The sequence below is a fragment of the Tianweitania sediminis genome, from assembly GCF_017813335.1.
Taxonomy (GTDB): domain Bacteria; phylum Pseudomonadota; class Alphaproteobacteria; order Rhizobiales; family Rhizobiaceae; genus Tianweitania; species Tianweitania sediminis.
Genome location: NZ_JAGIYY010000001.1, coordinates 1,389,792 through 1,411,609 on the forward strand (window position 1 = coordinate 1,389,792; position 21,818 = coordinate 1,411,609).

Sequence of the window (21,818 nt, forward strand, 5' to 3'; positions counted from 1 at the left end):
CACGGAAATGACTGAGGCGGACGGGACGTTGTCTTGGGATCAGACCACGATCGTCATCTGCGAAGTGGAGGCCGGTGGCCTGAGAGGGCTGGGCTACACGTATGCAGACTCGTCTACGGCCAGGCTGATCAACGATGTTCTGGCGGATGCGGTGGAAGGTATTGAAGCCACCGACATCCCCGCCGCCTCCACGGCAATGTATCAGGTGATCCGCAATCTAGGGCGGCCGGGAATCGCCTCCATGGCGATTTCGGCAGTGGACGTTGCGCTCTGGGACCTCAAGGGCAAGCTGTTTGGCAGGCCCGTCCGCGATCTCCTCGGTGGAAGTCGCTCCGAAATCGACCTGTATGGCAGCGGCGGCTTCACAAACTACAGCGATGACCAATTGCGGGCGCAGCTTGGGGGTTGGGCCGAGGAGGGTTTTCGCGCCGTCAAGATGAAGATCGGCGGCAGCTGCGAGGAGGAAGGGCGGCGGATGGCCTTGATCCGCAGCGAGATTGGGGACGCAGTCAAGCTGATGATCGACGCCAACGGCGCCTATCGCCGGAAGCAGGCGCTTCAGATTGCCGAAGTGGCCAGCGCGCTGGGCGTTGTCTGGTTCGAGGAACCTGTCTCCTCCGACGATCTTTCGGGGCTGCGCCTGCTTCGCGATCGCGCGCCCACGCCGGTCGAAATCTCAGCAGGTGAATATGCCTATGATATCTTCTACTTCCGACGGATGCTGGAAGCGGGCGCGGTTGACATCCTGCAAGCCGATGCGACGCGCTGTGGCGGCATTACCGGCTTCATGAAGGCGGCGTCGCTTGCTGAGGCGTTCTCAGTCCCACTGTCGGCGCACTGCGCGCCTGCCTTGCATGTCCACCCAGGTTGCGCAGTGAGCAACATGGTTCATTTGGAGTGGTTCCACGATCACTCAATCATAGAGGCGAAATTCTTCGAAGGCGCTCCGCGTCCCGTGAGCGGGTCCTTAGCAGTTCTAAGCGAAGCCGGTCTTGGCCTGCGGCTTCGTCGCGCAGACCTCGAACCGTATAGCGTGCGAGAATAGCAGACAGTGTTCTCCATCTTGCCAGCAGCCGAGCGGCAGGAGTCGAGCGGCCAAGGTGGGACACGAGGGGCTGTGCTTTCTACTGGGCCACTAAGACGTGCCCAAAGAAGCGCTCCGGCTGAGGTTACCGAGATTTAACGCAACCCTCGTCTCCTCAGCGCATTCACTATTTATGACGCTCGGAAACAAAGTCGTGCGTCCCCCAGCCATCCGGATTGCGTCCGGATGTAAACGGTTCAGTCAAAACGGAAGGATTTCCCAATGCGAACCCTGACAACTGCTCTCATGACGTCGGCGGCGATGCTGGCCAGCGTTTCCGTGGCCTCGGCCCAGACCGCTACCACTCCGGCTCCGGCCGCTACCACTCCGGCCGCCACTGCGACGAACACCGCCGCCGTCGAACCCAGAATAACACCCCTGTCCGAGTGGAATCCCGCAATCACCGCTGAGACATCCATGAGCGTCGAGGAGATCCTCGACATGGACGTTTACGATACCACCGGCGAGGAGATCGGCGAAGTCGAGAACGTCCTGTTCGGCGCTGACGGGAAGGTCCTGTCGGTGATCGCCGAGGTCGGAGGCCTTTGGGATATCGGTGATACGCACGTGAACGTGCCGTGGGAGGAGGTTGACGTGGATCCTGTGGCGGAGCGCGTCGTGCTGCCACTGACCGAGGAGATCCTCGAGGACTACACCCTCTTCAAGAACGAGGTGGTTACTGCCTCTGCTGCCGCAACGGCAGTCCAGGAGGTTTCTGGTGACGGCGCCGGTTTGGTCGAGACCGCTCCCCGCGTTTGGCAGGCCCGCGAACTCATGGACGACTACGCGCGCCTGCGGGACGGCGACACTTTCGTCAACTACGGCTATGTGGATGACCTCATTATCCAGAACGGCCAAGTGTCGGCCGTCATCGTACGTCCGGACGTGGGCTTCGGAGCCCGTGGCTCGTACGCTTACCCTTTCTATGGGTATAATTATGGATGGAGGCCGGGCGCGACCACCTATGACCTGCCTTACACCCGGGCCGACGTGGCGGGGCTTCAGCCGTACGACGATGACATCTGGGACGACTGATCACGGGGTCTGAATGGTGTACCTTTGCCGCCCGGGCAACGACGCTCGGGCGGTGCCCAATCTACGTAGAAACACGGCATGACCGACGGGCAACATCGTTCTCATCATGGGAGCCTTCCAGGTTGCTCTCCGCGCAAAGAGGCCGCCGAAGCTTCGGCGAGACCGTGGATGGCAGCCCTCGCCTGACCGAAAAGGGTCGTAAGCTGACAGGGCAAACTTTGCCCGATCACGCAGATCCAAACGGCAGCTTACGGCCTAGCATTTCCCAAAAGCGGACCATCGGCTGCCCGGCCCCGTTTCAGCCGTGAAAAATGATTCCCACAGGCGACGGTAAGCGGGGGCCGATGGCTGAGACTGGGTGGGAAACCCGACAGGCGCTTCCTGCCCTTCCTCGTAGAACGGCGGCGTGCTGAGTTGGGACGGAGGCCGCTGATATCAAACTCGGCCTAGGTGGAGGCATCAGCCCGCTGCTAGACCTAATCGCAAATGACAGATTTGGCGCAGCTCCACCTACGCCGGATATGGTCGATATGGGGTCGGTTGCCGTTCAACCGCTTCCCCTGGTCTCGCTCTACCGGTGCCGACTCGTTAGCGGGGGTAGCGGCGTAGAGCGAGCAGATCAAGGAAGCCATGCGAGGCGACCTCCTTGGAGGATGCCTCTGGGTGCGCCTACTTGGGGCCTTCTGAAGAATGCTGGGACAGGTTTGCCTCGCGCCCTTGTGATATTGACAAGCGACTTTGGACGCTCGGTCGCTCCTGCATTCTCGTCCACCAATCGCGGAGAGAGTGGCATTCTTCGGGCACCTGCAAATGTACGATCTCGGCAAAGATCATACCGCCGATCACTGTGATATCGGCAGTGGAGAATGCCTCACCAGCGATGAATGGCTGGCTTTTTAGTACATTGTCGAAGTAGCGCATTCCTTTGACTGCCCGGTCGCGCTGCCGAAAACCCCACTCCGCATTCTGATAGGTTTCGACCAGGGGTCCGAGCCCTGCGGTCGCATGATGAAAGTAGACGCTTATCGCGTCGAGTAGCTCGATCTCCGCGCGCTTGCTCATCATGCTGATGACGCCCCTTTCGCGTGGTGAATCACCCGTAAGCACGGGCCGACCCTCTAGTGCGTCAAGATATTCAATAATAGCCGTGCATTCAGCAAGGAAAGTACCGTCCTCCAGTTCGAGCACCGGCAGTGTACCGGAATAGTTTTTGACGAGAAACTCCGGTGCCTTGTGCTCACCTTTACGAAGATCCACTGAGACGAATACCACGCGCGATTGTAGTCCCTTCTCAGCCAATGCAATGCGAACCCGCGCGGGATACGGCCCCGTATGCCAATCATAAATCTTCATCCTCGGAGCTCCATCTACCTGTCACTTGATAGGTGAAGTTATCGCTGTCGTTTCTCGGTTGGTCAACGGCTGCCTGTCATGTGGTAGGTGGATTTACGATTTAGTGGGAAGGCGGAATGAGATCAAATTCCAAGGAGGCGATCCTGGCAGCGGCCAAGAAGGTCGCACAGACGCGTGGCTTCAAAGGCTTGAATTTCCGAGACCTCGCGGCCGAGGTAGGCATAAAGGCTGCGAGCATCCACTATCATTTCCCTAGCAAAGCCGATCTGGGGGTAGCGGTAGTGAGGCGCTATTGGGAGGATGCATTAATCTGTCTGGAAGCCCTGTCAGCCCAGGCGCCGGATCCGGTCAGTTCCCTTCATCTCTACCCCAACATGTTTCGCAGGGCACTCGAAAGCGGAAATCGCATGTGTCTCTGCAGTTGCATGGCCAGCGAATATCACGACCTGCCAGACGCGGTGAAGCAGGAGGTTCAGACCTTCGCTGACATCAATGTTGCATGGCTGAAGAAGGCGCTCGTCGCCTCGGAACTGGTCAGTGTTGAGCAGAGTGAACAGCGAAGCCGCGCAATCTTCGCGGCTGTTGCGGGCGCCCAACTGATCGCAAGGAGCCGCTCAGACATATCGGTTTATGACGCTGCGATCGAGAGCTATCGCGCGACAGGACTCCTGCCAGCGTGAGCGGATCGCTTGATGTTGAAATCGCCGCATCCCTGAAGCGGATACTGAACTGGCTTCCGGTGGTTGAGCGAAACCCCACCTAAGAACATACAGCTCAATTCCGAACGGGCGCTTTCGGGCATGTCAAGCGTGCTGCCGAACCGACTCTACGCAGCGGTTCGCTAAGCCATTGTCGCTTCGTGCGACCGCCTTTGCACAATCATGGCGACCTCGGCGATGTGAAGGGTTCCCCATTGGCACAACGGAGCGAGAACGTCGGCTAGGCTTCGACCAAAGCCGGTCAACTCATACTCGACATGTGGCGGTACGGTCTGGAAGTCCACCCGGCGAAGAACGCCATCCTCCGCTAGCTCCTTGAGGTGCTGGATCAGCATCTTCTCGCTCACATTCGTGACGAGCCTGCGGAGTTGTCCCGTGCGCTTGGGCCCACTGGCCAAGTGATAAACAATGAGCGGCTTCCATTTGCCCCCAAGGATAGCCAGAACCGCTTCCAGTCCGCATTGGAAATTCGTCTCGGTCATCGCCGATCCTTTATGCAGATACTTACCAAATAGTCTGTACTAGACCGTGGGTCTGCTGGGTTCTAACTGAGTACCGGCGCCGATGTCCACGGGAAGGAGGTGACGGTTCGCCGTCACGAGATCGTCGCCTGACCGTTCATCAACCGAAAGGATGACCATGAGCAGGACCCTCGTTACAGGCGCAACCGGCAACATCGGCCGACTGACGCTGCAACACCTCCTGAAGCGCCGACCTGCGAGTGATCTTGTCGGCCTCGCCCGCAATCCCGCCAACGGAGCCGATCTCGCCGCCGAAGGGATCGAAATCCGTCAGGGCGACTATTTCGATCATGACGGAATGGTGCGAGCGTTGCGAGGAATCGACAATATGATGCTGGTGTCCGCCACGGCCTTTACCGACCGGAACACGCAGCATCGAAATGCCATCAGCGCCGCAGGGCAAGCGGGCGTACAGCACATCGTCTACATGCCGATTATCCGAAAGGAGGGATCCAACTTCGTCCTGCCCCAGGTCACCGAGCAGGACATGATCGCACAGGAAATGATCGAGGCTTCGGGGCTTCAATTCACAACCGTCCGCCATCCGCCATTCCTCGAAAGCATCGAGTTCTACATCGGTGGAAACGCCCTGGAGACCGGCGTCCACGCGCCCGTTGGAACGGGTAAGGCGGCCTTTGCCTCCCGTAGCGATCTGGCCGAGGCACATGCGGTTGTGCTCAGTGAAGCGGGCCACGAAAACAAGACCTACTCGCTATACGGTGATCCCGCCGTTTCCTTTGCCGATGTTGCACAGATCCTGTCGGACATCAGTGGCAAGCCGGTGCCTTTCGTTGCCAGGTCGGACGAGGGCTACATCGCTCACCTTGTGGCCGCGGGCCTGCCGGAGCCCGCTGCCGGCTTCGCGCTCGCGTGGGTGCATGGCATCAACGCCGGCGAGTGGGACGGCAAGACGGGTGACCTGGAGAAACTCCTCGGCCGCAAACCGACAACAGCGGCCGAGTTCCTGGACGCCAGCTATGCCGCACACCCAGACTGATGGCCTCTTGGGGCACCCACAGCCTGCCTTCATTTCGGTGGTCCGAAATGGGCCAGGCCCTCCGAGAGGAGGACGCCACTGAACCAGGTTCCGCGCGCTTTCCCGTAATTATCAAAGAAATCGACGCCGACGCTTGCCAGACCCTCACATGACCCTGCTCGCTCGCAGGGCCTCCTTGAACAGTTCGAAGGCCGTCGTGCCGTGCCGATCAGGGTGATACAGGTGGTCGCCCGCGAATGGCTCGCAGCACGGCCCGAGCAGACGCGTGAGACGGCCATAGGCAATTAGGCCCACCACCAGATCCTCTAGGAGGCAAAGAATGCCGAACCCGACTGCGGCGAGCTGCGGACAAGCTCGATCTCATACCAAAACGCCACGACTTAAGCCCTGATGACGCGCTGGCGGCGTGGGAGACTGGCGATGGTCGGGATCAAGCTTCAGGCTAACATCGGTCACACGCTGCAGTCGTGACGCGCATTCTGGAGCGCTATCTTGCCCGCACTAAGCGCGTGGCGGAGGCTGCGATCTACGCTTTCGAGCACGCAGACGCGACTGCGTTTGCAAACCGCCTGCAAACCACGCCGTCGGATGAGAAGAACCGTAAAATTGTCTGAGTGAAAACCGAAGCTTATATGGCGCGCCCGAAGAGATTCGAACTCCTGACCCCCAGATTCGTAGTCTGGTGCTCTATCCAGCTGAGCTACGGGCGCGCATCAGGCAAAGCCTGAAGGCGGGAGCGTCGCTCCCGCGTCGGTGACGGCTAACTACCCATTCGCCGGGTAAAAGGCAAGCGGACTTCTCGTATTTTTCAAGCCCGCAGAACCGTCGTCCTGCAGCAAACAGGTCAACAGCGGACTGCTCGGTGCCAGCAAGCCCTCAACCACATCGAAATGGTGGCGATCGGGTTCCTCCACCACACGCGTGCCGGCGCCAAGGCCTGTCCAGACGTTGCCCAGAAGCGCGTTTTGCCGGATGAACTCCGCGCGCTCAGATGCTCCAACCCAACAGGTCAGCCGCACGCCGGTCCTTGGTTGCAAAAGGGCCGGGCTTTCTTCCAACGCTTCTGTTTCGTCGATCTTCAGCGTCGTGTTGAGGGTGGTGCGCATCAGCGGCCGCAGATCATGCAAACCGGAAATCGACAGCGTTTCCCCGATCCGCGCGCCAACCTCTTCCGGCAGCGGCGTTGTTGTTGTCACCATGCGCGTCACCAGATGGCCGCCCGCGGAATGACCCACCAGGTGGATCGGGCCGGCAACCCGCGCCGCCGTCTGCACGATCGCCTGCGCGATCTCTCGGCTGATGTCGCGGATACGGACCTCTGGGCAAAGCGTATAGCTCGGCACGGCCACGGCAAAACCCATCTCCACGCAACCGGCCGCCAGATGCGACCACATGCTCTTGTCGAACCGCATCCAGAAGCCGCCGTGAACGACGACCACGAGGCCCTTCGCTTCGCAAGCCGGCCAGAAAAGGTCGAAGCGTTGGCGGGAGCCTGCGCCATAGACCTGGTCGAGTTGCGCCCGACCCTGGCTTACCATGCGCTCGCGAAAGGCTTGCGCCATGGCAGCCCACCTGGCGGGCCATTGATCGCCATTCGGGATGTTGGGCGCATTGGCGTAGGCATTGTCCCAGTCGGTGATCGGCAGCAGAAACATGCGGGTTTCCTCGTGGTTGTTTCCAAAGATTCTGCGCTGGGCTGCGCAAAATCATCGCTTCGGGCTGGAAAAACACTGATAATTCGGCTTCTAGAAAGGGAACGATCAAGACTTCAAGGGGGAACAACGATGAAGCAGATGATGGCAGCCGCGCTTGTGGCTCTTTGCGCCGGCACAGCCGGGGCTTTCGCAGAGCCGGTGAAGATCGGCATGATCACCACGCTTTCGGGTGGCGGTGCCGGTCTTGGCGTGGACACGCGCGACGCGTTTTTGCTCGCGATCAAGAAGTCCGGCAACAAGGACATCGAGGTCGTGGTCGAGGACGACGCGCAGAAGCCGGAGCTTGCCGTGCAGATCGCCGACAAGATGATCCAGAGCGAGAAGGTCGACCTGCTCACGGGCATCATCTGGTCGAACCTTGCCATGGCCGTGGTTCCGAGCGTCACCGCACAGGACGTCATTTACCTGTCGCCCAATGCCGGCCCATCGCCGCTGGCGGGCGCAGGCTGCAACGCCAATTACTTCAACGTCGCCTACCAGAACGACAACTTCCACGAGGCGATGGGTCAGTATGCCAATGGCGACTACAAGAAGACCTTCATCCTTGCCCCGAACTACCCGGCCGGCAAGGACTCGCTGACGGGCTTCAAGCGCTACTACAAGGGCGAACTGGCGGGCGAGGTTTATACGCAACTCGGCCAAACCGATTACGCCGCCGAAATCGCGCAGATTCGCGCGTCCGGTGCGGACTCCGTGTTCTTTTTCCTGCCGGGCGGAATGGGGATCGCCTTCACCAAGCAATATGGCCAATCCGGTGTGACCATCCCATTGATGGGGCCCGGCTTCTCCTTCAGCCAGGACGTTCTGGGTGCGATCGGCGATGCGGCGGTTGGGGTGCGCAATTCGGCGTCCTGGTCAAAGGATCTCGATAACGAAGCCAATAAGACCTTTGTCGCCGATTTCCAGGCCGAGTACGGTCGTTTGCCTTCGATCTATGCCGCGCAAGGCTATGATACGGCGAACCTCATCCTGTCCGCCGTCGCCAAGGCCAGCGTGACGGACAAGGAGGCGTTTCGCGCAGCCTTGAAGGAAGCCGATTTCCCGAGCGTTCGCGGCAAGTTCAAGTTCAACACCAACAACCACCCGATCCAGGACATTTATGTGCGGGAGGTGGTGAAGGAAGGCGACGTGATCACCAACAAGATCATCGCGACTGCCTTCACGGATCACAGCGACGCTTACGCCAAAGACTGCAAGATGTAAGCGCTTCCGAGCGCCAGATCTCGACGAACGCGCGGCGCCGGTGACCCGGCGCGGTGCGTTCAGCCGCTACGGATATCCCCAAACCCTTGCAGATCCCCCTTCTTCTTGAACAACTGCTCAATGGGCTCCAGTTCGGCTTCATGCTGTTTCTGATGGCGTCGGGTTTGACGCTGATCTTCGGCGTCATGGGGCTGATCAACCTGGCCCATGGCTCGCTCTACATGGTGGGCGCCTTTGCATGCGCGGCCGTTGCCGCGGCCACGGGATCGTTCTGGCTCGGCCTCGTTGCCAGTCTCGCCGGCGCGGCAGCGGCGGGCGCCTTGGTTGAGGTGCTCGTGATCCGGCGGCTTTACGGGCGCGATCATCTTGACCAAGTCTTGGCGACATTCGCGTTGATCCTGATCTTTTCGGAAGGCACGCGCTGGCTGTTCGGCTCGTTTCCGCTTTACCTGGACATTCCGCCACTGCTTGGAGGCGCGCTGACGCTGCCTGGCAGCGCACCTTACCCGATTTACCGGCTGGCGATCATCGGCGCAGGCCTTCTGGTTGCACTTGGCCTTTATCTCCTTATCAGCCGCACACGCCTCGGCATGCGCATTCGCGCGGGCGAAGCGGATCGCGAAATGATTGCGGCCCTCGGTATCGACATTCGCACGCTTTACACGATCGTGTTTGCGCTGGGTGCTGCCCTTGCCGGCATGGCGGGCGCCCTGGTGGGAGCCCTGCAATCGGTGCAGGTCGGAATGGGTGAGCCGGTGCTCATCCTCGCGTTCGTGGTGATCGTGATCGGAGGGATCGGGTCCATTCGCGGCGCGCTGTTTGGTGCGCTGCTTGTCGGTGTGGTGGATACGACCGGCCGCTTGCTGCTTCCGTTGGCGCTTTCAAGCTTCATTTCGCCGTCCGCAGCGGCGTCCACTGGCGCAGCGCTGGCCTCCATGCTGATCTACGTTCTTATGGCGTTGATCCTTGCACTTCGGCCGCGCGGCCTGTTTCCGGCGGCAGCAGGCTGATGGCGCGCGAAACCGTTTTCAACGGTCTCATGATCCTTGTTCTGGCCGCCATTCCCGCTGCGGCGTTGCTTTTCGAAGAGCCCTTCTACCTCACCCTGGCCACTCGGCTTGCGATTTTGGCGCTGGCTGCGGTCGGGTTGAACGTCGCGCTTGGCTTGGGTGGGCTTGTTTCCTTCGGGCATGCCGCGTTCTTCGGCATCGGCGGCTATGTTGCGGGGATCCTTGCGGTGCACGCATTCAACATGGAGCCGCTGCTCCCCGGGCTTCCCGGGACCAAGTCCATGCCGGTGATCTGGGTCGTTTCGATGCTGCTGGCCGCCTTGATCGCGCTGCCGATGGGGGCGATCAGCCTGCGCACGTCGGGCGTGTACTTCATCATGATCACACTGGCTTTCGCCCAGATGATCTACTATTTTGCGATTTCCTGGCCGGCCTATGGCGGCGAAGATGGCCTGTCGTTTTACGTGCGAAACGGGTTCCCAGGCGTGAACACGCTGCAGCCGCTGCCATTCCTGTTGGTCTGCTACGGCTTGCTGGCGGCGGCGCTGTTGTTTTTCTGGCGTTTGCAACATTCCCCGTTTGGAGCCGCGTTGCAGGCAGCACGGCAAAACGATGTGCGGCTTGCTGCCGTCGGCATTCGGCCGTTCAAGATCCGTTTGACAGCGTTCGCGCTGTCGGCCGCGATCACCGGGGTGGCTGGAGCGCTGTTTGCCGACCTGAACCGCTTCGTAAGCCCGTCCATGCTGTCCTGGCACCTGTCTGGCGAACTCATCGTGCTGATCATCCTCGGCGGGGTCGGCCGGCTTTTCGGGCCCGTGGCGGGCGCCACGGTCTACGTGTTTCTCGAATATGGGCTCGGCGGGATAACCGAGCGCTGGCAGTTCTTCCTCGGACTGATCCTGTTGGGGGTAGTGCTTTTTGCGCGCGGCGGGATCATCGGGCTGTTTGCCGGCAGGCCGCGCCATGGCTGAACCGCTTCTCCAACTGCGCGGGTTAAAGAAAAGCTTCGGCGCGCTCCTGGCAACGGACAACGTGAGCCTGACGCTGCGCCCGGGCGAGATTCACGCTCTGATCGGTCCAAACGGCGCGGGCAAGACAACGCTTATCCACCAGATCGCCGGCACCCTTCAGCCGGACGAGGGCGAGTTGCGCTTTGCTGGCCAGGACATCACGAGCCTCCACATGGCCGATCGCGTGCAACTCGGCCTTGCCCGTACCTTTCAGGTTTCGTCGGTGCTTCCGGAGTTTTCCGCCCTCCGCAACGTCATGCTCGCCGTGCAGGCGCGGCAGGGGACGAGCTTCCGCTTCTTTGCCGATGTGCGCCGCGACGCGCGGCTGACCGATGCGGCCGCGGAATGCCTTGCACGGGCAGGGCTCGACGGTCGTGCTGCCGTTCCGGCGGCCGAACTGTCGCATGGGGAACGCCGCCGGCTTGAAATCGCGATCGCGCTCGCCACCGGGCCGCGCGCTCTTCTGCTGGACGAGCCCATGGCTGGGCTCGGGCCGGAAGGGTCCAAGGATCTCGTGGTTCTGCTGAATGCGCTGCGAAGCGAGGTGCCGATGCTTCTGGTGGAGCACGACATGGACGCAGTGTTTGCGCTTGCCGACCGCATCTCGGTTCTTGTCTACGGCAGGGTGATCGCAACGGGCACAGCCGATGAGATCCGCCGCCATCCGGAGGTACGCGCAGCCTACCTTGGGGATGACGCATGAGCCTCCTCCTGCAGGTCGAGGGCCTCGAAGCGTTTCATGGCGTCAGCCAGGCTCTGTTTGGCGTTGACCTTGCCGTCGGCGAAGGCGAGGTCGTCGCGCTCATGGGGCGCAACGGCATGGGCAAGACCACCACGATCCGCTCCGTGTTCGGCTTGACGCGTACTCGCGCGAAAACGCTGCGCTTCGCCGGCGAGGACCTGGTCGGCGTCGCGCCGCATCGGGTTGCGCGCATGGGAATCGGCCTTGTTCCCGAAGGGCGCCGATGCTTCGCCACGCTGACGGTTGCTGAAAACCTCCTGGCTGCTGCGCGATCTGGCGCCTGGACTCTGCCGCGCGTTTACGCGCTTTTTCCGCGGCTGGAGGAGCGGCAAAAGCAGTCCGCCAAGACGCTTTCAGGCGGCGAGCAGCAGATGCTGGCGATCGGCCGAGCGCTGATGACCAATCCACGATTGCTCGTTCTCGATGAGGCCACGGAAGGACTGGCGCCGGTGATCCGCGCCGACATCTGGAGCGCCATCAGGAGCTTGAAGGCGGAAGGGCAGTCGATCCTGCTCGTGGACAAGACTCTGCGCGAGCTTCTTCCGGTGGCCGATAGCTGTGTCGTGCTTGAAAACGGTCGCAGCGCTTGGAGCGGGCGGCCAGACGACCTGACCGCCGCGATCCGGGATCGATACCTCGGCGTATAGCCGCGCCCGATGGGCTCAGATGTCGAGCGTGTTTTCACGCTCCCAATCGGTGAAATGGCCGCAGAAGCTGTTCCATTCCCGCTGCTTGAGCTTGAGGTAGGCTGCCGAAAACTCCGTTCCCAGCGCTTCCTGCAGTTCCGTGTCCTTCTCGTATTCGCGCAAGGCGTCCAGCAGGTTGAGCGGCAGCTTCGGCGCATTGGTGACCGTATGGCCGTCCTTGTACATGTCGATGTCATGGTGCGGACCGGGATCGGCACGGTGATGCAGGCCGGACAAGCCGGCCGCAATGATCACGGCCTGAAGGAGGTATGGGTTCACCGCGCCGTCCGGCAAACGCAGCTCGAAGCGCCCAGGGGCCGGCACGCGCACCATGTGGGTTCGGTTGTTGCCGGTCCAGGTCACCGTGTTTGGGGCCCAGGTCGCGCCGGATACCGTGCGCGGCGCATTGATGCGCTTGTAGGAGTTCACGGTAGGGTTGGTGATGGCCGCAAGTGCCGAAGCATGACGCATGATGCCGCCCAGGAACTCCTTGCCCTGCGCTGACAGGCCGAACGGCATCGCCTTGTCGGCAAAGGCGTTGGTGGTGCCTTTATTGTTCCACACGGAAATATGCGCATGGCAGCCGCTGCCCGTTAGCCCCTTGAAGGGCTTCGGCATGAAGGTCGCGCGCAGGCCGTGCTTTTCGGCGATGGACCGAACCATGAACTTGAAAAAGGAGTGCTTGTCGGCGGTCGCGAGCGCGTCGTCATATTCCCAGTTCATTTCGAACTGGCCGTTCGCGTCCTCGTGGTCGTTCTGGTACGGCTTCCAGCCGAGTTCCAGCATGCAATCGCAGATTTCGGCGATAACGTCGTAGCGGCGCATCACCGCCTGCTGGTCGTAGCAGGGCTTCTCTGCGGTGTCGTAATCGTCCGAGATACGGCTGCCGTCCGGGCAAACCAGAAAGAATTCCGGCTCGACGCCCGTTTTGACGCGAAGATCCTTGGCGGCGGCTTCTTCAACAAGCCGCTTCAGCATGACGCGGGGAGCCTGCGCCACCGGCTGGTCTTCCATGACGCAGTCTGCCGCAACCCAGGCGACATCGCGTTTCCAGGGCAGCTGAATCACGGAACTTGCGTCCGGCACCGCGAACAGGTCCGGATGAGCGGGGGTCAGGTCGAGCCAGGTTGCGAAACCGGCAAAACCCGCACCGTCCTTCTGCATATCGGCAATGGCTTGTGCCGGCACCAGCTTGGCACGCTGACCTCCAAAAAGGTCGGTGAAGCTGATCATGAAATAGCGAATGCCGCGTTCGGCGGCGAAATCGGATAGCTGGAGCGTCACTCCGGGTCCCCTTTTTGGTCTGCTTGACTGCATATGGTGATCAGGCCGGAGCGGTTCTCCCGTCGCTCCGGCCTGGTCGTGTTCCTATTCTAGAAGCTTCCCTTTCCAGGATACCAGCTTGTCCCTGCAAGCGGCACCTGCGCCATGGCGGCTGCTTCCATGGTCAGTGCGCACAAGTCCTCTGGCTCGAGATTGTGAAGGTGGTTCTTGCCGCAAGCACGCGCGATCGTTTGCGCTTCCAGCGTCATGACCTTCAGGTAATTAGCGAGGCGGCGGCCGGCGAGAACCGGGTCAAGCCGCTGGGCGAGCTCCGGATCCTGCGTGGTGATGCCGGCCGGATCCTTGCCTTCGTGCCAATCGTCATAAGCCCCGGCCGTGCTGCCGAGCTTGCGGTATTCTTCTTCCCATTTAGGATCGTTGTCGCCGATCGCCACCAGCGCGGCGGTGCCGATCGCTACGGCATCGGCACCCAGCGCCAGCGCCTTGGCCACATCTGCACCCGAGCGGATCCCGCCGGAGACGATCAGCTGAACTTCACGATGCATCCCGAGATCCTGCAACGCCTGTACGGCGGGGCGGATGCAAGCCAGGGTCGGCATTCCCACGTTCTCGATGAAGACGTCCTGCGTGGCGGCCGTGCCGCCCTGCATGCCATCCAGCACCACAACGTCTGCGCCGGACTTCACGGCAAGTGCCGTATCGTAATAGGGGCGGGCGCCGCCCACCTTCACATAGATCGGCTTCTCCCAATCCGTGATTTCGCGCAGCTCGTTGATCTTGATTTCGAGATCGTCCGGTCCCGTCCAGTCTGGGTGACGGCAGGCAGAGCGCTGATCGATGCCTTCGGGCAAGTTGCGCATCTTGGCGACGCGGGGGCTGATCTTCTGGCCAAGCAGCATGCCGCCGCCGCCAGGCTTTGCGCCCTGGCCAACCACAACCTCGATCGCGTCGGCGCGGCGCAGATCCTTCGGATTCATGCCGTAGCGGGAGGGGAGATACTGGTAGACAAGCGACTGGCTATGGCCGCGTTCTTCATCCGTCATGCCGCCGTCGCCCGTCGTCGTCGACGTTCCGGCCAGGGTAGCGCCTCGTCCCAGCGCTTCCTTGGCATTGCCGGACAAGGCACCGAAGCTCATGCCGGCGATTGTGATCGGGATCTTCAAGTGGATCGGCTTCTTGGCAAAGCGGGTGCCAAGCGTGACCGAGGTCTCACAGCGCTCGCGGTAGCCTTCCAGCGGGTAGCGCGAAATGGATGCGCCAAGAAACAGCAGATCGTCGAAATGCGGGACCTTGCGCTTCGTGCCACCGCCGCGAATGTCGTAAATGCCAGTTGCTGCCGCCCGGCGGATTTCCGCCATGGTCGCGTCGTCGAAGGTGGCGGACTTGCGCGGCGGCGTGGGTGGATTGTGGTAGCTCATGTGGCGGATTCTTTCCCCTTCACTTCAACGGAGCCGGGCGGCTCAGTAAGCGTCGGCATTGTCGATGTTGAAGGTGTAGAGCTTGCGGGCCGAGCCGTAGCGCTTGAACTCTTCCGGCTTGACGTCGGTGACGCCAGCCTTTTCGAGAAGACCCGAAAGGACCTCGATGTGTTCGGGGCGCATCTCCTTCTCGATGCAATCTGCGCCCAGGCTTTTCACCGATCCGCGCACAAACAGGCGAGCCTCATAAAGCGAGTCGCCTAGCGCTTCACCAGCATCGCCCAGGACCACGAGATTGCCCGACTGCGCCATGAAGGCGGACATGTGCCCGATCGAGCCATGCACGACGATGTCGATGCCTTTCATGGAGATGCCGCAGCGTGAGGCCGCGTTGCCCTTGATGACGAGCAGGCCACCACGTCCGGTGGCCCCCGCATATTGCGAGGCGTCGCCTTCGATGACCACAGTGCCCGACATCATGTTTTCGGCCACGCCTGGTCCGGCTGAGCCATGCACCGTCACGGTCCCGCCGTCGTTCATGCCGGCGCAGTAGTACCCAACTGAGCCGCGCACATCGACCACCACCGGCGCATCGATGCCGACCGCCACGGAATGGTGGCCGCGCGGGTTCACCACCTCGAAGGCTGTGTCGTTGGCACCACTCTTCACATCGTGGAGCGCCTGGTTGAATTCGCGCAAAGGCGTCGCGGTAAGGTCAAAAACGGGCATGCGTGGCGTGTCCTGGAAGAAGAAGGCAGGGGTTCAGGCGGCAGCCTTTTCGTGATCCCAAAAATAGACCGTGGCGGGTTCAGGCTCCCATACACGGGCTGTTTCGATGCCCGGCAGGTTGACCAGCGCCCGGTATTCCGAGCCGAACGCGACATACTGATCCGTTTCGGCCATCACGGCAGGCTTGCAGGCGATCGGATCGCGCACCACGCCGAAGCCCGACTTGGTTCCGACCACAAAGGTGAAGAAACCATCCAGATCATCCAGCGCGCCTTCCAGCGCTTCGCCGAGATCCTTGCCGGTGTTCATTTCGGCCGTGAGGTAAGCAGCAGCAACTTCCGAGTCGTTCTCCGTTTCGAAGCGCATGCCCTTCTTGCGCAGGGTGCGGCGCAGATTGTTGTGGTTGGACAACGAGCCGTTGTGGACGAGGCACTGGTCCGCGCCGGTGGAGAAAGGATGCGCACCCAGCGTTGTCACCGCGGACTCCGTGGCCATCCGCGTATGGCCGATGCCGTGGCTGCCGCTCATGGAACGAACGCCAAAGCGCTCCACCACTTCCTTCGGCAATCCCACTTCCTTGTAGATTTCGACGCTTTCACCGGCGCCCATGACGCGCAAATTGGGCGCAACCGTCGCCAAGGCTTCGCGAACCGCATCCACGCGCGCTGCCGGCAACGAAATCACCGCATGGGTGCTCTTGATCTCGACGGTGGCTTCGCCGCCGGACGCTTCCTTGAGCTTTTCCTGCAAGCCGGCGAAGTCCTGGTCCGGATCGGCGGACTGCACCGTGATCTTGGCCAAACCATCACGCGTGCCGCCATAGATCGCGATGCCAGCAGAGTCCGGACCGCGATCCGTCATCGTGATGAGCATGTCCGACAGAAGCGCGCCGAGTTGCGGCTCAAGCGACTTGTCCTTGAGAAAGAGTCCGACGATCCCGCACATGACCGAGTTCCCTGAAGTGGCTGAGATGGAAAATGGATATCACGTCCACCAGCACTTTCAACTGTGAAGAATGTTTTTTTCACTTGAGGTAACGCGATGAGCTTGCTGCCGTTTTCCTCCGGCGGTAACAATGGCCGTGTTCGTTCACCCTGGGTGAATCATGCCCCAGCAAGACGAGGAATGGAGCCGCAGTCATCATGGCGAAGAACAAGCTCGTCGCGGAGGGTTCCACTTCATCCGCCGCTGCTGCCCCGAAGCCCCGCCTGCCGCTGAAGCAAGATCCGCATGCGGTTCGTGATGCGCCTGAGAATGTCCTCGAAGTTGCGATTGGACGGGAAGTTCGGGCCATTCGTAAGAAGCTGGACCTGACTGTTGCAGACCTTGCGGTGGCAACCGGGATATCCATCGGCATGCTGTCGAAGATCGAGAACGGGGTGACCTCGCCTTCGCTCACCACGTTGCAAACCTTGTCGCGTGCGCTGGGCGTTCCGGTTACCGGCTTTTTCCGCCGCTTCGAGGAAGAGCACAACGCCGTCTTCGTAAAGGCGGGCGCTGGGGTAGATGTAGAACGGCGCGGCACGCGGGCAGGGCACCAGTACACGCTGCTCGGCCATATCGGGCCAAATTCAAGCGGCGTCGTGGTGGAGCCCTATCTGATCTCGTTGAGCGAAGACTCCGACGTTTTCCCTACGTTCCAGCACGGCGGCATGGAGTTCCTTTACATGCTGGAAGGATCGGTCACCTACCGGCACGGCCGCAACCTCTTCAACATGGAGCCGGGAGACAGCCTGTTCTTCGACGCCGATGCACCGCACGGGCCGGAAGAACTTAAGGACCGGCCGATCCGCTATCTGTCCATCATCGCATACCCGGACACGGCAGTCGGTGACTGATCAGTTCCCCTTCCAAGACGCGATCGCACAACAGAGTTGGTGCGATGCAGCACATCGGGCGCTTGACAAGTTGTCGCGGCTGGCCTGACATTCCTCGCAGGCAAATCTTATTCGCCTAAGGGAACAAGGCAGCCAAAGCTGCCGGGAGGAAACATGGATCAGACTTCCGAGCAGGGCGCTGCTGCGCCCGGCATGGCTGCGCGCATCGATCGCATGCATGGCCGCGACCGAATCGGTGCCTTGGTGTTCGTTCTGGTTCTTTGGTGCGTCATCCTGTTCGTGCTTTTCAGCATCTGGCCAAACATCAACAATGGAGCGATCCGCACGATCCTTGCCATCTGCGGCGCGGGCGTCCTCGTTCTCAACACGGCTGCCATCGTGGCCATGCTCCGGCATTACGAGAGCGACAAGCAGTTCATCTACAGCCTCGATCTGATGCATCTCGACGAGATGCGTCGGCGCAAGCGATCATAAGGGGGAGGGGATCATGGCTTATCAGCCGCCAAGGCAGGGTCTTGCCGCACAAATCATCGATGTCGCCGTGCTTCTGGTGATGACGGTCGGGGCGCTCTACCTGCCGCTTTATCTCGGCCTCGCAGGTGCGGCCAAGAACCCGCAGCCAATCGACAATCCCACCTGGGAAGCCTTGGGCCAGAACGCGGCGGAGCAGGCGCAATGGCAGGCGCTCGGCATCACCGATCCTGCCGCGGCAAACGACATCATCACCGCGCGTTTCGATTACAGCTTTTCGTGGGCGGCGCTGATCATCATGGCGGTTCTCGTGATCGGCTATTTCGTTCTGGTGGTGCGCTTGTCGGACAAGGAATACCGCGAGGTCATCGACGAGCGCTTCGGCGGCCAATAGCCGTTCAGCGACCTTGGGAGGGGTACAATGGATTTCTGGAATTATCTTGAATACGCGGCCTGGGTGCTGATCGTGCTCTTTGGCGGTCACATGCTGATCGACCTGGCACGCGTCGATTCGACCTATGACAACGACCTGCTGACCTCATCGCGCGAAGGCGAGATCGAGCGGACGCAGGAATTGCACAAATTGTGAGGGCGGGGTTGTCATGACGGTCACATCCGTACCAAGCGGCGCTCCGATCCCCGGCACCGCCGGACAGGGACAGCGCCTGCAACTGCTGCGCGTCCTTGGACCCGGCCATGTCTGGGCACTCGGCGTCGGCATCGTCCTTGTCGGCGAATACATGGGCTGGAACTTTTCTGTCGGCAAAGGCGGCATGATCGCGGGCTTGGTCGCCTGCTGGCTCGCAGGCCTCCTTTACACCTGCGTCGCCATGATCGACTCGGAGGTCACCTCGACAGTGGCAGCGGCCGGCGGCCAATATGCGCAAGCCAAGCACATCGTAGGTCCGCTGATGGCGTTCAACGTCGGGCTCTTCCTTGTCATGGCCTACACGATGCTGGAAGCAGCCAACGCGATCACCATAGGCTTCCTGCTCGACACGGTGGCGGGATTGCAGGGGCATGAAGGCCTCAACCAGCAGCCGTTTATCATCCTCACCGTGATGTTCCTCGCCTGGCTCAACTATCGGGGCGTTCTCGCAACGCTCACCTTCAACCTGGTGATTACGGCGATCGCTTTCCTCGCCATCATCATCCTTTTCGTAGCCGTGCAACTCGGTGCATCCGCTGTTCCGCTGGAGTTCTCGGCGGTGACGACCGACCCGCTGCCTTACGGCTGGCTCGGCATCATTGCGGCGCTGCATTTCGGGCTCTGGTATTACCTGGGCATCGAGGGAACCTGCCAGGCGGCAGAGGAAGTGCGGTCGCCCGCGCGTTCCCTGCCTTACGGCACCATGGCAGGGATCATGACGCTGCTGATTGCAGCCACGCTGACCTGGTATGTGTGTTCAGGCCTGATCCCCTGGGAATATCTTGGCCAGGCCGGAACGCCGCTGTTTGATGCCGCACGCGTAACCGGTTCGACTCCGCTGATGGTGCTGTTGTTCGTCGGCACGATCTTCTCGACCCTTGCTTCCGCAAATGGTTGCATCAACGATGCATCGCGCGCCTGGTTCTCCATGGGCCGCGACCGGTACCTGCCGATCTGGTTCGGCGCGGTGCACCCGAAATACCGCACGCCCTACCGCTCGATCGTGTTTCTCGTGCCGATCGCGCTGATCTTTGCGCTCGGTGCACCGCTCGACCAGGTGGTGACCTTCTCGATCCTGTCGGGGCTGCTCGGTTACACGTTCATGACCTTCAATATGGTCATGTTCCGCCGCAAATGGCCGCTGGGCACGATCAAGCGTGGCTACGTGCATCCGTTTCACCCACTCCCCGCGATCCTTCTGCTGGCAATCTGTTCGGCCACTTACTTCGCGGTATTGCTGGGTTACGGATCACAGCTCATCTCCATGATGTGCTTCTATATCCTGGCCTCGCTGTGGTTCCACTTCTGGCGGTATCGCTTTGTTCGCCGTGGTGACCAGTTCACCATGCCCTGGCCGCGGCCAATCGGGTACTGAGCGCAGGCCATGCTCAGCGCCGCCGCATTCGTTGTTTCCATCCTTGCCGCCATATGGCTTTGGCGGCAGGGGAAGCGTGAACGGGCCGCGATGCTTTCCCACCGCGCTCATCTTCTCGACGAAACGGCGAAGCTTTTTCCGTCAGCACAATACAGCCTCGAGCCTGACGGTTTCCCGGTGGTGGTCGTGCCTCGTCCAGAGGGCGGGGAGCTCGTCCTCGGCCTTGTTGCCGACACGCTGGTGACCCGCCGCTTGCCGCAACTCTGGCTCAAGCTCACCTTGCGCGAGGGCGAAGGTATCCGCGATTTCTCCCTCGGCGCTTTGGCGAGACCTGCGGGCTCGGAGTTCTACGCGATCACGCATGATCTGCCGGATTGGCTGCCGCCGCCGAAGGGCGACGTGGCCTTGCTCGTGAGGGGCAAGACGATCTCCCCCGGTTCCGAACACATAGCCGAACTCGGTAGTTTGTTTGCCGACACTCAGCTCAAGGAAGCGGTAGTCACCCCGGGTGGCGTCAGGATCGTGCGACAAGCCTGCGAAGGCGATCGCGGCACGCATCTCCTGTTGCGGCAGGCGCGGTTTGCCATCCAGGCCGTTCCGTCGGAAACGATCCTTCAGGCCCTGCGCCATGCAGAACAGCTCAGCGCATCCATGCGGTCGCAGGCACCTACCCTTGCAGAGGCCGCATAGGATGACCGACGCTCCCCTGTCCGAGACCGCCCGCAAGCCGATCAACCCGCGTCTTGTGCTGCTGCTTGCCGTTGTGGTTCCCGGCGGCGGGCACGTGGCGGTGGGTCAACCTCTGCGTGGGCTGATTTTTGTGTTCTTTATCGTGTTGTTCGGACTTCTGACCTTCGCCACCACGACGCCCGACCAGTCCTTTGTTGCGCGGCATGCGGGCGGACTTTTCATCTGGGCCCTGTCCATCCCCGACAGCTACCGTCGCGCCCGGATGCTGGCGTCGCGCGCCTAGGTTCTGCCGCTCCGCGCTTGCGTTGGCGTCGTTCCGAACTGCGCCTTGAATTGCCGGGCCAGATGACCGGAGCTGGAAAAGCCCGTCGCATAGGCGATCTCGGCAATTCCCAACGCACTTTGCTGGAGGAGACGCATCGCATAGTCGAGGCGCAGGCGGCGATACTCGTCGGAAAAGGTCGAGGTCATGTGGCCGGCAAAAAGCCGGTCGAGATGCCGCTCGGAAATGCCGGCAAACCGCGCCATGGCTGCACGGGAAAGGGGCCGCTCCACGGTCGCAGCCATTTTCTCCAGAACCAGAAGCAGGATCGGGTGGTGCACACGATAGCGCTCGGCAAGTGCCGCCCGCTGCGGCCCTGCGGGCGCCCCGATCTCCGTATGGAGAAACCAGTCCGACACCCGGCGGGCGAAACTTGCCCCCATGCGGTCGGCAATCAACGCATGCATCATGTCGATCGGGGCCACGCCACCGCCGCAGGTGAGCCGGTCGCCATCGATCACGAAGCGGGTTTGTTCCGGTGCCAGCATCGGGAAGGCTTCGGCCAAAGCTGGCGCATGCTCCCAGTGGATGGTGAAGCGTCGGTTTGCCAGCAGGCCGGCCGCGGCCAACAGATAGGGCCCGCCGGATATGCCTCCCATGCGAACGCCATCGGCCGCAAGACGCCGCAACGCTGCATGGATCTTTGGACGGTGCCAATCGGCTGGTCCGCCGCCGGCACAAACAAACACCGCATCAAGGTTCTCGCCGCGGTCCGGGAGTGGCTCCGACGGGACCATTGCCCCGGAAGACGCTGGCACCTCCTGCAATTCGCCAAAGAAGCGCAGGTTGTAGATCGACCGGCCAGCAAGGCGATTGGCGGCCCGCAGTGGTTCAGTGGCTGACGCAAACGACATCAGGGCAAAACCCGGCACGAGAATGAAACCGATGTCGCGAAGCTGACTGTCTGTTGGAACGCTCATGTCTCGATCGTGCCACTGAACGTCCTATGGGTGCAAGATCGCCTACT

At 61.3% G+C, this 21,818-nt stretch carries 26 protein-coding genes and 1 tRNA gene; 17 read left to right on the top strand and 10 right to left on the bottom strand.

Going from position 1 to position 21,818, the window contains the following annotated elements; genetic code table 11:
• The first annotated feature begins 7 nt into the window (after positions 1-7).
• On the top strand, positions 8-1,045 hold the full coding sequence (locus J5Y06_RS06720; RefSeq protein WP_245247587.1) for an enolase C-terminal domain-like protein: 1,038 nt from the start codon (positions 8-10) through the stop codon (positions 1,043-1,045).
• 236 nt (positions 1,046-1,281) lie between these two features.
• Here the strand turns inward: J5Y06_RS06720 and J5Y06_RS06725 are convergent, their stop codons facing one another.
• Positions 1,282-1,503: a hypothetical protein gene (locus J5Y06_RS06725; protein WP_209334244.1), complete on the bottom strand. Its 222-nt coding sequence runs from the start codon at positions 1,501-1,503 to the stop codon at positions 1,282-1,284.
• Here J5Y06_RS06725 and J5Y06_RS06730 point away from each other — a divergent pair.
• Complete coding sequence (locus tag J5Y06_RS06730; RefSeq protein WP_209334245.1) at positions 1,502-2,119, top strand: PRC-barrel domain-containing protein; 618 nt, start codon at positions 1,502-1,504, stop codon at positions 2,117-2,119. The two genes, J5Y06_RS06725 and J5Y06_RS06730, sit on opposite strands and share 2 nt — an antisense overlap.
• 669 nt (positions 2,120-2,788) lie before the next feature.
• Here the strand turns inward: J5Y06_RS06730 and J5Y06_RS06735 are convergent.
• Complete coding sequence (locus J5Y06_RS06735; protein ID WP_209334246.1) at positions 2,789-3,472, bottom strand: glutathione S-transferase; 684 nt, start codon at positions 3,470-3,472, stop codon at positions 2,789-2,791.
• A gap of 116 nt (positions 3,473-3,588) precedes the next feature.
• Between J5Y06_RS06735 and J5Y06_RS06740 the strand changes: the two genes are divergently transcribed.
• Positions 3,589-4,152 carry a TetR/AcrR family transcriptional regulator gene (locus J5Y06_RS06740; protein WP_209334247.1) on the top strand — a complete coding sequence of 188 codons (564 nt, stop codon included), beginning with the start codon at positions 3,589-3,591 and terminating at the stop codon, positions 4,150-4,152.
• Positions 4,153-4,313: 161 nt separating this feature from the next.
• Here J5Y06_RS06740 and J5Y06_RS06745 read toward each other — a convergent pair whose 3' ends face one another.
• Entirely contained in the window at positions 4,314-4,673 is a 360-nt protein-coding gene (locus tag J5Y06_RS06745) for a winged helix-turn-helix transcriptional regulator (protein WP_209334248.1), read from the bottom strand.
• Positions 4,674-4,830: 157 nt separating this feature from the next.
• On the opposite strand from J5Y06_RS06745, the gene J5Y06_RS06750 reads away from it, so the two are divergent.
• On the top strand, positions 4,831-5,709 hold the full coding sequence (locus tag J5Y06_RS06750) for an SDR family oxidoreductase (protein ID WP_209334249.1): 879 nt from the start codon (positions 4,831-4,833) through the stop codon (positions 5,707-5,709).
• Between the two features lie 467 nt (positions 5,710-6,176).
• Complete coding sequence (locus J5Y06_RS06755) at positions 6,177-6,323, top strand: hypothetical protein (protein WP_209334250.1); 147 nt, start codon at positions 6,177-6,179, stop codon at positions 6,321-6,323.
• A 19-nt stretch (positions 6,324-6,342) separates the two neighbouring features.
• Here the strand turns inward: J5Y06_RS06755 and J5Y06_RS06760 are convergent.
• Positions 6,343-6,419: transfer RNA gene (locus J5Y06_RS06760), tRNA-Arg, on the bottom strand.
• A gap of 54 nt (positions 6,420-6,473) precedes the next feature.
• Positions 6,474-7,364 carry an alpha/beta hydrolase gene (locus tag J5Y06_RS06765; protein ID WP_209334251.1) on the bottom strand — a complete coding sequence of 297 codons (891 nt, stop codon included), beginning with the start codon at positions 7,362-7,364 and terminating at the stop codon, positions 6,474-6,476.
• Between the two features lie 129 nt (positions 7,365-7,493).
• Here J5Y06_RS06765 and J5Y06_RS06770 point away from each other — a divergent pair, with 129 nt between their 5' ends.
• The 5 genes from J5Y06_RS06770 (at position 7,494) to J5Y06_RS06790 (ending at position 12,036) form a co-directional block, all read left to right on the top strand.
• Positions 7,494-8,627: an ABC transporter substrate-binding protein gene (locus J5Y06_RS06770; protein ID WP_209334252.1), complete on the top strand. Its 1,134-nt coding sequence runs from the start codon at positions 7,494-7,496 to the stop codon at positions 8,625-8,627.
• An 86-nt stretch (positions 8,628-8,713) separates the two neighbouring features.
• Positions 8,714-9,637: a branched-chain amino acid ABC transporter permease gene (locus tag J5Y06_RS06775; RefSeq protein WP_209334253.1), complete on the top strand. Its 924-nt coding sequence runs from the start codon at positions 8,714-8,716 to the stop codon at positions 9,635-9,637.
• Positions 9,637-10,608, top strand: a complete 972-nt coding sequence (locus J5Y06_RS06780) for a branched-chain amino acid ABC transporter permease (protein ID WP_209334254.1) — start codon at positions 9,637-9,639, stop codon at positions 10,606-10,608. Before J5Y06_RS06775 ends, J5Y06_RS06780 begins: the two co-directional genes overlap by 1 nt.
• Positions 10,601-11,350: an ABC transporter ATP-binding protein gene (locus J5Y06_RS06785; RefSeq protein WP_209334255.1), complete on the top strand. Its 750-nt coding sequence runs from the start codon at positions 10,601-10,603 to the stop codon at positions 11,348-11,350. Before J5Y06_RS06780 ends, J5Y06_RS06785 begins: the two co-directional genes overlap by 8 nt.
• Positions 11,347-12,036 carry an ABC transporter ATP-binding protein gene (locus J5Y06_RS06790; protein WP_209334256.1) on the top strand — a complete coding sequence of 230 codons (690 nt, stop codon included), beginning with the start codon at positions 11,347-11,349 and terminating at the stop codon, positions 12,034-12,036. The genes J5Y06_RS06785 and J5Y06_RS06790 overlap by 4 nt, the downstream gene beginning before the upstream one ends.
• 15 nt (positions 12,037-12,051) lie before the next feature.
• Here J5Y06_RS06790 and glnT read toward each other — a convergent pair whose 3' ends face one another.
• The 4 genes from glnT to J5Y06_RS06810 form a co-directional block, all read right to left on the bottom strand.
• Positions 12,052-13,359 carry a type III glutamate--ammonia ligase gene (gene glnT, locus J5Y06_RS06795; protein ID WP_209334257.1) on the bottom strand — a complete coding sequence of 436 codons (1,308 nt, stop codon included), beginning with the start codon at positions 13,357-13,359 and terminating at the stop codon, positions 12,052-12,054.
• Positions 13,360-13,448: 89 nt separating this feature from the next.
• Positions 13,449-14,777: an FMN-binding glutamate synthase family protein gene (locus J5Y06_RS06800; RefSeq protein ID WP_209334258.1), complete on the bottom strand. Its 1,329-nt coding sequence runs from the start codon at positions 14,775-14,777 to the stop codon at positions 13,449-13,451.
• 42 nt (positions 14,778-14,819) lie between these two features.
• Positions 14,820-15,506: a GltB/FmdC/FwdC-like GXGXG domain-containing protein gene (locus J5Y06_RS06805; RefSeq protein WP_209334259.1), complete on the bottom strand. Its 687-nt coding sequence runs from the start codon at positions 15,504-15,506 to the stop codon at positions 14,820-14,822.
• Positions 15,507-15,539: 33 nt separating this feature from the next.
• The gene (locus tag J5Y06_RS06810; RefSeq protein WP_209334260.1) at positions 15,540-16,451 is read right to left on the bottom strand and encodes a class II glutamine amidotransferase; all 912 of its coding nucleotides are present in this window, start codon (positions 16,449-16,451) and stop codon (positions 15,540-15,542) included.
• A 197-nt stretch (positions 16,452-16,648) separates the two neighbouring features.
• On the opposite strand from J5Y06_RS06810, the gene J5Y06_RS06815 reads away from it, so the two are divergent.
• The 7 genes from J5Y06_RS06815 (at position 16,649) to J5Y06_RS06845 (ending at position 20,812) form a co-directional block, all read left to right on the top strand.
• Complete coding sequence (locus tag J5Y06_RS06815; protein ID WP_209334261.1) at positions 16,649-17,344, top strand: helix-turn-helix domain-containing protein; 696 nt, start codon at positions 16,649-16,651, stop codon at positions 17,342-17,344.
• Between the two features lie 153 nt (positions 17,345-17,497).
• Entirely contained in the window at positions 17,498-17,818 is a 321-nt protein-coding gene (locus J5Y06_RS06820) for a hypothetical protein (protein ID WP_209334262.1), read from the top strand.
• A gap of 13 nt (positions 17,819-17,831) precedes the next feature.
• Positions 17,832-18,209 carry a hypothetical protein gene (locus J5Y06_RS06825; RefSeq protein WP_209334263.1) on the top strand — a complete coding sequence of 126 codons (378 nt, stop codon included), beginning with the start codon at positions 17,832-17,834 and terminating at the stop codon, positions 18,207-18,209.
• 27 nt (positions 18,210-18,236) lie between these two features.
• Complete coding sequence (locus J5Y06_RS06830) at positions 18,237-18,404, top strand: hypothetical protein (protein ID WP_209334264.1); 168 nt, start codon at positions 18,237-18,239, stop codon at positions 18,402-18,404.
• A gap of 13 nt (positions 18,405-18,417) precedes the next feature.
• Positions 18,418-19,839: an APC family permease gene (locus J5Y06_RS06835; protein WP_209334265.1), complete on the top strand. Its 1,422-nt coding sequence runs from the start codon at positions 18,418-18,420 to the stop codon at positions 19,837-19,839.
• 9 nt (positions 19,840-19,848) lie between these two features.
• Positions 19,849-20,529: a hypothetical protein gene (locus tag J5Y06_RS06840; RefSeq protein WP_209334266.1), complete on the top strand. Its 681-nt coding sequence runs from the start codon at positions 19,849-19,851 to the stop codon at positions 20,527-20,529.
• 1 nt (position 20,530) lies between these two features.
• A complete protein-coding gene (locus J5Y06_RS06845; protein WP_209334267.1) occupies positions 20,531-20,812 on the top strand; it encodes a hypothetical protein in 282 nt (93 codons plus the stop codon).
• Here the strand turns inward: J5Y06_RS06845 and J5Y06_RS06850 are convergent.
• Positions 20,809-21,771 carry a GlxA family transcriptional regulator gene (locus J5Y06_RS06850; RefSeq protein ID WP_245247589.1) on the bottom strand — a complete coding sequence of 321 codons (963 nt, stop codon included), beginning with the start codon at positions 21,769-21,771 and terminating at the stop codon, positions 20,809-20,811. The two genes, J5Y06_RS06845 and J5Y06_RS06850, sit on opposite strands and share 4 nt — an antisense overlap.
• Positions 21,772-21,818: the final 47 nt, after the last annotated feature.

Excerpts from the sequence above, each read along its gene's own strand:
- J5Y06_RS06720 (WP_245247587.1), top strand. The coding sequence starts at position 8 with ATGACTGAGGCGGACGGGACGTTGTCTTGGGATCAGACCACGATCGTC.
- J5Y06_RS06770 (WP_209334252.1), top strand. The coding sequence starts at position 7,494 with ATGAAGCAGATGATGGCAGCCGCGCTTGTGGCTCTTTGCGCCGGCACA.
- J5Y06_RS06815 (WP_209334261.1), top strand. The coding sequence starts at position 16,649 with ATGGCGAAGAACAAGCTCGTCGCGGAGGGTTCCACTTCATCCGCCGCT.
- J5Y06_RS06840 (WP_209334266.1), top strand. The coding sequence starts at position 19,849 with ATGCTCAGCGCCGCCGCATTCGTTGTTTCCATCCTTGCCGCCATATGG.
- J5Y06_RS06810 (WP_209334260.1), bottom strand. The coding sequence starts at position 16,451 with ATGTGCGGGATCGTCGGACTCTTTCTCAAGGACAAGTCGCTTGAGCCG.
- J5Y06_RS06735 (WP_209334246.1), bottom strand. The coding sequence starts at position 3,472 with ATGAAGATTTATGATTGGCATACGGGGCCGTATCCCGCGCGGGTTCGC.
- J5Y06_RS06850 (WP_245247589.1), bottom strand. The coding sequence starts at position 21,771 with ATGAGCGTTCCAACAGACAGTCAGCTTCGCGACATCGGTTTCATTCTC.
- J5Y06_RS06800 (WP_209334258.1), bottom strand. The coding sequence starts at position 14,777 with ATGAGCTACCACAATCCACCCACGCCGCCGCGCAAGTCCGCCACCTTC.
- J5Y06_RS06785 (WP_209334255.1), top strand. The coding sequence starts at position 10,601 with ATGGCTGAACCGCTTCTCCAACTGCGCGGGTTAAAGAAAAGCTTCGGC.
- J5Y06_RS06825 (WP_209334263.1), top strand. The coding sequence starts at position 17,832 with ATGGCTTATCAGCCGCCAAGGCAGGGTCTTGCCGCACAAATCATCGAT.
- J5Y06_RS06750 (WP_209334249.1), top strand. The coding sequence starts at position 4,831 with ATGAGCAGGACCCTCGTTACAGGCGCAACCGGCAACATCGGCCGACTG.
- J5Y06_RS06725 (WP_209334244.1), bottom strand. The coding sequence starts at position 1,503 with ATGGATGTCTCAGCGGTGATTGCGGGATTCCACTCGGACAGGGGTGTT.
- J5Y06_RS06740 (WP_209334247.1), top strand. The coding sequence starts at position 3,589 with ATGAGATCAAATTCCAAGGAGGCGATCCTGGCAGCGGCCAAGAAGGTC.
- J5Y06_RS06780 (WP_209334254.1), top strand. The coding sequence starts at position 9,637 with ATGGCGCGCGAAACCGTTTTCAACGGTCTCATGATCCTTGTTCTGGCC.
- J5Y06_RS06835 (WP_209334265.1), top strand. The coding sequence starts at position 18,418 with ATGACGGTCACATCCGTACCAAGCGGCGCTCCGATCCCCGGCACCGCC.
- J5Y06_RS06845 (WP_209334267.1), top strand. The coding sequence starts at position 20,531 with ATGACCGACGCTCCCCTGTCCGAGACCGCCCGCAAGCCGATCAACCCG.
- J5Y06_RS06805 (WP_209334259.1), bottom strand. The coding sequence starts at position 15,506 with ATGCCCGTTTTTGACCTTACCGCGACGCCTTTGCGCGAATTCAACCAG.
- J5Y06_RS06830 (WP_209334264.1), top strand. The coding sequence starts at position 18,237 with ATGGATTTCTGGAATTATCTTGAATACGCGGCCTGGGTGCTGATCGTG.
- J5Y06_RS06730 (WP_209334245.1), top strand. The coding sequence starts at position 1,502 with ATGAGCGTCGAGGAGATCCTCGACATGGACGTTTACGATACCACCGGC.
- J5Y06_RS06790 (WP_209334256.1), top strand. The coding sequence starts at position 11,347 with ATGAGCCTCCTCCTGCAGGTCGAGGGCCTCGAAGCGTTTCATGGCGTC.
- J5Y06_RS06820 (WP_209334262.1), top strand. The coding sequence starts at position 17,498 with ATGGATCAGACTTCCGAGCAGGGCGCTGCTGCGCCCGGCATGGCTGCG.
- J5Y06_RS06765 (WP_209334251.1), bottom strand. The coding sequence starts at position 7,364 with ATGTTTCTGCTGCCGATCACCGACTGGGACAATGCCTACGCCAATGCG.
- J5Y06_RS06745 (WP_209334248.1), bottom strand. The coding sequence starts at position 4,673 with ATGACCGAGACGAATTTCCAATGCGGACTGGAAGCGGTTCTGGCTATC.